The organism is Candidatus Neomarinimicrobiota bacterium (assembly GCA_022560655.1).
Taxonomy (GTDB): Bacteria; Fidelibacterota; Marinisomatia; order SCGC-AAA003-L08; family TS1B11; genus JADFSS01.
The window spans coordinates 1-5,107 of sequence record JADFSS010000112.1 but is presented as its reverse complement, the minus strand read 5'-3'; the positions used below and the strand labels follow the sequence as shown (position 1 = coordinate 5,107).

Sequence of the window (5,107 nt, the reverse complement as noted above, 5' to 3'; positions counted from 1 at the left end):
GGCGATGTTCACCCCGTCACCCAGCACGTCGCCCTCCTCGTAGACCACGTCCCCCACGTGCAGGCCGATGCGCAGGAGGATACGTCGCTGGGGTGTGGCCGAAGCGTTATGCTCAACCAGCATTTTCTGGATATCGATGGCACACATGGCGGCCTCCACAGCGCTGCCAAACTCCACCAGGAAGGCGTCGCCGATGGTCTTGATCTCCGTGCCGTGGTGCTGGGTAAAGAGGGGGCGGAGCAGCTCCTGGTGCTCCTTGAGCAGTTCCAGGGCCAGGGCTTCATTCCGCTGGGACAGAGCAACGTACCCTACCAGATCGGTGAACATGATGGCAGCCAGTTTGCGTTGCTGGGTCAAGACCGCCACCTGCTGGCATGACACTGCTTCGCAGCTCTGAACCCCTGGCGGCGCCCTGCCCCGCCAGCGGCGGGGTTCAGCTCAGCGATGAAGGTGGACAGTCTGGACTGTTGGGGCATCGTGGTAAGGCTGTGTTAAGGCCAAATATACGTGTAGCTTGACTGGATAGCAAAAGCCCCCAAGACGAACACCACGGGGGCCATTTGACGGAGGCTGATTGTACCTCCCTTTGCTGCTCAGTTGTTCCTAAGTATAGGGGGCCGTAGCACCGTGTCGCCAGAGGCCTGGTCCGGCGACCTCGACGCCGCCGGGTGTTCCGGGAGGCGGCGGTCTACGGTGGCATCGCCTTCGTGATCGCGCAGATCATCGACGGCACCTTTGAGGTGATGGGCCCATCAGTTATGAAATAGAATCGCGTGCATAATGTAACTCGCACAGCTTTAATCCCATTCCGTCTAAAACTGATGCTCGGTGGCAGCCTTGTGATCGCTTCTGCAGTTGCATGGACCGCCAGTCTACGCATGGCAGATGGGATGGCCGTGGAGTTTCTGGGCTTCATATTGGTCTGGACGGTCATGATGGCGGCCATGATGCTGCCTTCCGTGATGCCGACCGTTTGGTTGTTTGCGACTGTCGCGCCGTCCAGAACGCAGTATGGCTACCCCCCGGCGCCAACCGCACTGTTTGTGGCCGGTTATCTTGGAGCGTGGGCGCTGGCAGGGGCTGGTGTGGCCTTGTTGAATACTGTCACGGATGTGGCGATGGGCGGTTGGGCAACACCCGTTGTCGGGGGCGCCCTGATCATTGCGGGCGTTTATCAGTTCACCCGATGGAAGGCGCTATGCTTGGGTCACTGCCGTGCGCCAATCCAATTCTTCATGGACCATTGGCACGACGGCCTGTCGGGTGCTCTTCTGATGGGCGCACATCACGGATTATACTGCATGGGCTGCTGCTGGGGATTGATGCTAGCCATGATTGCGCTTGGAATGATGGACCCGGTATGGATGGGCTTGATTGCCCTGCTGATATTTCTCGAGAATGTCACGCCGTGGGGCGAACGTATTGCCATAATATCAGGAGTGGCCCTGATACTGCTCGGCGGGTTTATTGTGACCGGGATGTAGGTGGTGTTGCAATAATGGGAGGATAGGGGAATGGCTAAGCCAATCAAGTGGACACTTAAAATTGAGCACTTAGCGGTATGCAGCTGCGACTGGGGCTGTCCCTGCTCATTTGAGGCGCCCCCAACATATGGCATCTGCGAAGCTGCCCTGGCCTATCGCATTGTCGAAGGCAAGTATGGCGACGAGGTGCTTGATGGCCTGGGATGGGCTCTTGGGGCTGCATGGCCCGGACCGCTGCACGAACGGAACGGACGAGGTGTTGTCTATCTCGATGCGCGTGCGGAAGGGGCCAAGCGCGAGGCCCTAGAGGCCATCGCTACTGGGAGAGCCGGGGGACCGATCGGAATTTTCATGTCTACTATCACGAATAAACTCGAAGTGCTCGTTGCGCCGCTTGAATTTAGTTTCGATGGCAAGAACAGTCATTTTCAAGTCGGGGAGGCGATCAAAGTAGAGTATGAACCTATCCGCAACCCGGTGACAGGGACCGAGCACCCGGCCACTGTACTACTTCCCGAGGGGATGATCGGCAAACGGGAAGATCACTTCTCTAGTAAGACATTCGATGTGGACATTCCAGGGTTAAGGTTCGGTTATCCAGGTCGTGCGGCGATGACTATTGAAAATATTTGGCACGGCCCGTAATCGTGTAGAGAGTAGCAAAACAATATCCTCCAAACCCAGCGCCGAATCTGAACCTGGGTCGTTAGATGGCACCATGCTTGAAATAGTTTCCCCTCTTCTAAGAAATACGAGGAACAGGAGGACAAATGTCTGACCTAAATGAATGAATTGACGTCGACGAGCTATTGCAGTTCAGGGATATGGTCAGGGGAGACCCAAGCCGTGCGGATCGAACCCCGACACTGGTTGCGCACTGGGTCGGCGGCAGCCGTTCGAGGGTTGAATTTGGAGCTGTCGTGACACACATGGGTGGCGACGCTGAACTGAACCCTATGCAGATGCTTCTGGCCTCGTTTGCCGCATGTGACGTAGATCTGGTTGCCATGCATGCGTCCTTCCTGGGGTTAAGAATCGAAAGTCTCTCGGTGGAAGCGACGGGACATTTTAACGTGCAGGCATATCTGGGTTTGGAAGATGTCCCAGATTCTGGCTACGGTACGATTGCATTCAAGGTCCGGATCCGTGTGCCTGGGGCGAGGCCAGAGCAGATAGAGATGTTGCGTGAACGCTGCGAAAAATCCTCGCCAGTTGGCGATTCATTGGCGCGGCCGGTTCCGCTGAAACTGGAGTTTGAGGCAGACACATAAGCCTAACCTTTTGAAGCAAGCAATGAGTGCCGCTTAACGAATCGCTGGAGCCGACCTGAGATGCGGCGGCTGGTAAGTGAAACAATGCTACACCAAGTCCATCAAGAGGTGCTATTGCGGTCGTGGAGGGATCCAGGCTATACATGGGCAGCTGGCGGGCACGTCGCCCATACTGCAGCAAATCGATAGATGGGCCTTCATCAAAGAGCAAAACTTCACGTGACGGGCATCAATTCGGATACTCTGAACGGAATGTATCTTCGCTGTGGATTAAGAGACTTACGGCTAGGATCAGCCTGTACGTATGTTGAAACCGTTTCAGGGTATGCGCGTATGATGACAACGCTACTGAAGGGATGACCCATGAAGACGCGATTAACGATTTTCACGACCATAACCTTAGCGCTGAGTGTAGCTCTGGGGATCAACGGGTGCAGCACATCTGAAGATGAAACGGGCACCCTGTCCGTCTTGCTAACCGATGCGCCTTTCCCTACCGATCTGGTGGAGGAGGCGAATGTTACGATTATCAAACTTGAAGCGCGGGAAGCTGGTGGAGGCGAGGGGTCTCCATACTTGACCCTTTCCGAGGAGACCCAGACGTATAACCTGTTGGATTTGCGCGATGGTTTAACGGCTGGCCTGGCGCAGTTAGACGTGCCGGCAGGGAGTTATGATCTTTTTCGGCTATACGTTTCCGAAGGTTCTGTAGTGATGAAAGATGGCACCACCCACACCCTGACCGTGCCCAGCGGCGCCCAGACCGGAATCAAGATATTCGTAAGTCCTGCTATTGAGGTGGTGAACGGCCTCACTTCTGACCTGCTGCTGGACTTCGACGTAGAGAAGTCCTTCGTGGCCATGGGTGGAAGAGATAATATCACAGGCTTCAACTTCAAGCCCGTGATACGCGCGGCTAATGGTTCCACTGTTGGACGCATCAGCGGAAGCGTGGCCGACACTGCTGCCGTTGCGCTGAATAACGCTACCGTATGGGTCTCGCAGGATACGGTGGTATCAACCTCCTACACCGGTTCGGATGGTGTATACACAATCCTTGGCCTGCCTGCCGGAACCTACACGGCCAGTGCCACGCTTGCCGGCTATGATACGGTGTCCGTAGATGTTACTGTGGCTGCCGGCAGTCAATCATCAGCCGATTTTGAGCTCACGCCGCAATAATTCATGCCACCAAACTGTGCCAAAGACATATGGGGCGTCTATCATCCGGAGACGCCCTTTTGCATGATGGCCAGGCAGGCCTTGCCCGTAGGGCCCCCATTGAAATCATCATCAAGATGGCGATGATGGAAGGAGCCCAGCACAAAAGTTGCTGTAGCCAGCCCCAGAGTTCCCGCTGAGGCAGTACTCGGCCCGTGCCATACCCTCCCGCCCCAGGTGAGGCAGTCTTGGCCCGGAGCAAAATTTCACGGCAATACGAATCCAGGAGGTATTTGTGATAAATTTGGTTACTTCCAAGGAGGACAAGCAATGAAGTGCTTCAAGAACTTACACTTCCTTTCGCTTTTGGTGTTGTTGCAAGTGGGGTGGTCCCAGGTTCCCCAAGGCATCAGTTACCAGGGCGTCTTGACGGAGTTGTCCGGAAATGTGGTCGTTGACGGCAACTATGTCCTGACCTTCAGGCTGTACGATGCCGCGACCGGTGGCAACGAGCTGTGGTCGGAGATTCAGGCCCTCGTTGCAGTCACGGATGGCGTCTTCAGTGTCACACTTGGGGCTGTCACTGGACTGTCGCTGCCGTTCGACCAGCCCTATTGGCTCGGTGTGTCCGTGGGCACGGGCGCGGACCTCACACCAAGGTTACAGTTGACTTCTTCACCCTATAGCCGTACCGCTGCTACCGCACAGGCAGTAGCCCCGGGTGCCATTACGACTGCGATGTTATCCGATAGTATCATAACCGGTGCAAATATTGTTACCGGAGCGGTAACGACGGCTCACCTGGCAGCCGATGCGGTGAACAGTGGCCAGATTGTCGATAGCACGATTACCGGTGCTGACATAAGCGGCAGCGCGACCCTGAATATTGCATCCCTTACAACCAGCGGTAATGTCGGTATCGGCGTGAGTAACCCTGCCAGCAAGTTGGAGGTGGCAGGCGTGATCCATTCCACAACCGGGGGCATCATCTTCCCCGATGGCTCAGTGATGACCTCCGCCGTTGCTGCAGGAACCGGTATTAGTAGCGATAATGACCTGTCTTTCGCTGCGGATGCAGATGCTAACGGGAGCGGGATAATCACATTCGCCACGAAAGGAACTGAGCGCATACGAATTGAGAATGAGGGTAATGTGGGCATCGGGACGACGAGCCCCGACCAGCTCCTGACA

At 55.9% G+C, this 5,107-nt stretch carries 6 protein-coding genes; 5 read left to right on the top strand and 1 reads right to left on the bottom strand.

Annotated features, from left to right (window positions below; genetic code table 11):
- On the bottom strand, positions 1-327 hold a 327-nt coding region (locus IH971_10885), incomplete at its 3' end, for an adenylate/guanylate cyclase domain-containing protein (GenBank protein MCH7498337.1).
- Between the two features lie 563 nt (positions 328-890).
- On the opposite strand from IH971_10885, the gene IH971_10880 reads away from it, so the two are divergent.
- The 5 genes from IH971_10880 to IH971_10860 form a co-directional block, all read left to right on the top strand.
- Positions 891-1,484, top strand: a complete 594-nt coding sequence (locus IH971_10880) for a DUF2182 domain-containing protein (protein MCH7498336.1) — start codon at positions 891-893, stop codon at positions 1,482-1,484.
- 30 nt (positions 1,485-1,514) lie between these two features.
- The gene (locus tag IH971_10875) at positions 1,515-2,129 is read left to right on the top strand and encodes a DUF1326 domain-containing protein (GenBank protein ID MCH7498335.1); all 615 of its coding nucleotides are present in this window, start codon (positions 1,515-1,517) and stop codon (positions 2,127-2,129) included.
- Positions 2,130-2,404: 275 nt separating this feature from the next.
- On the top strand, positions 2,405-2,755 hold the full coding sequence (locus IH971_10870; GenBank protein MCH7498334.1) for an OsmC family protein: 351 nt from the start codon (positions 2,405-2,407) through the stop codon (positions 2,753-2,755).
- Positions 2,756-3,118: 363 nt separating this feature from the next.
- A complete protein-coding gene (locus tag IH971_10865) occupies positions 3,119-3,937 on the top strand; it encodes a DUF4382 domain-containing protein (GenBank protein MCH7498333.1) in 819 nt (272 codons plus the stop codon).
- A gap of 309 nt (positions 3,938-4,246) precedes the next feature.
- Positions 4,247-5,107 (top strand): hypothetical protein (locus IH971_10860; GenBank protein MCH7498332.1); only part of this gene is annotated, 861 nt, incomplete at its 3' end.

Bases quoted from the DNA above. Each gene is read 5' to 3' on its own strand.
- IH971_10880 (MCH7498336.1), top strand. From the start codon at position 891: ATGGCCGTGGAGTTTCTGGGCTTCATATTGGTCTGGACGGTCATGATG.
- IH971_10875 (MCH7498335.1), top strand. From the start codon at position 1,515: ATGGCTAAGCCAATCAAGTGGACACTTAAAATTGAGCACTTAGCGGTA.
- IH971_10865 (MCH7498333.1), top strand. From the start codon at position 3,119: ATGAAGACGCGATTAACGATTTTCACGACCATAACCTTAGCGCTGAGT.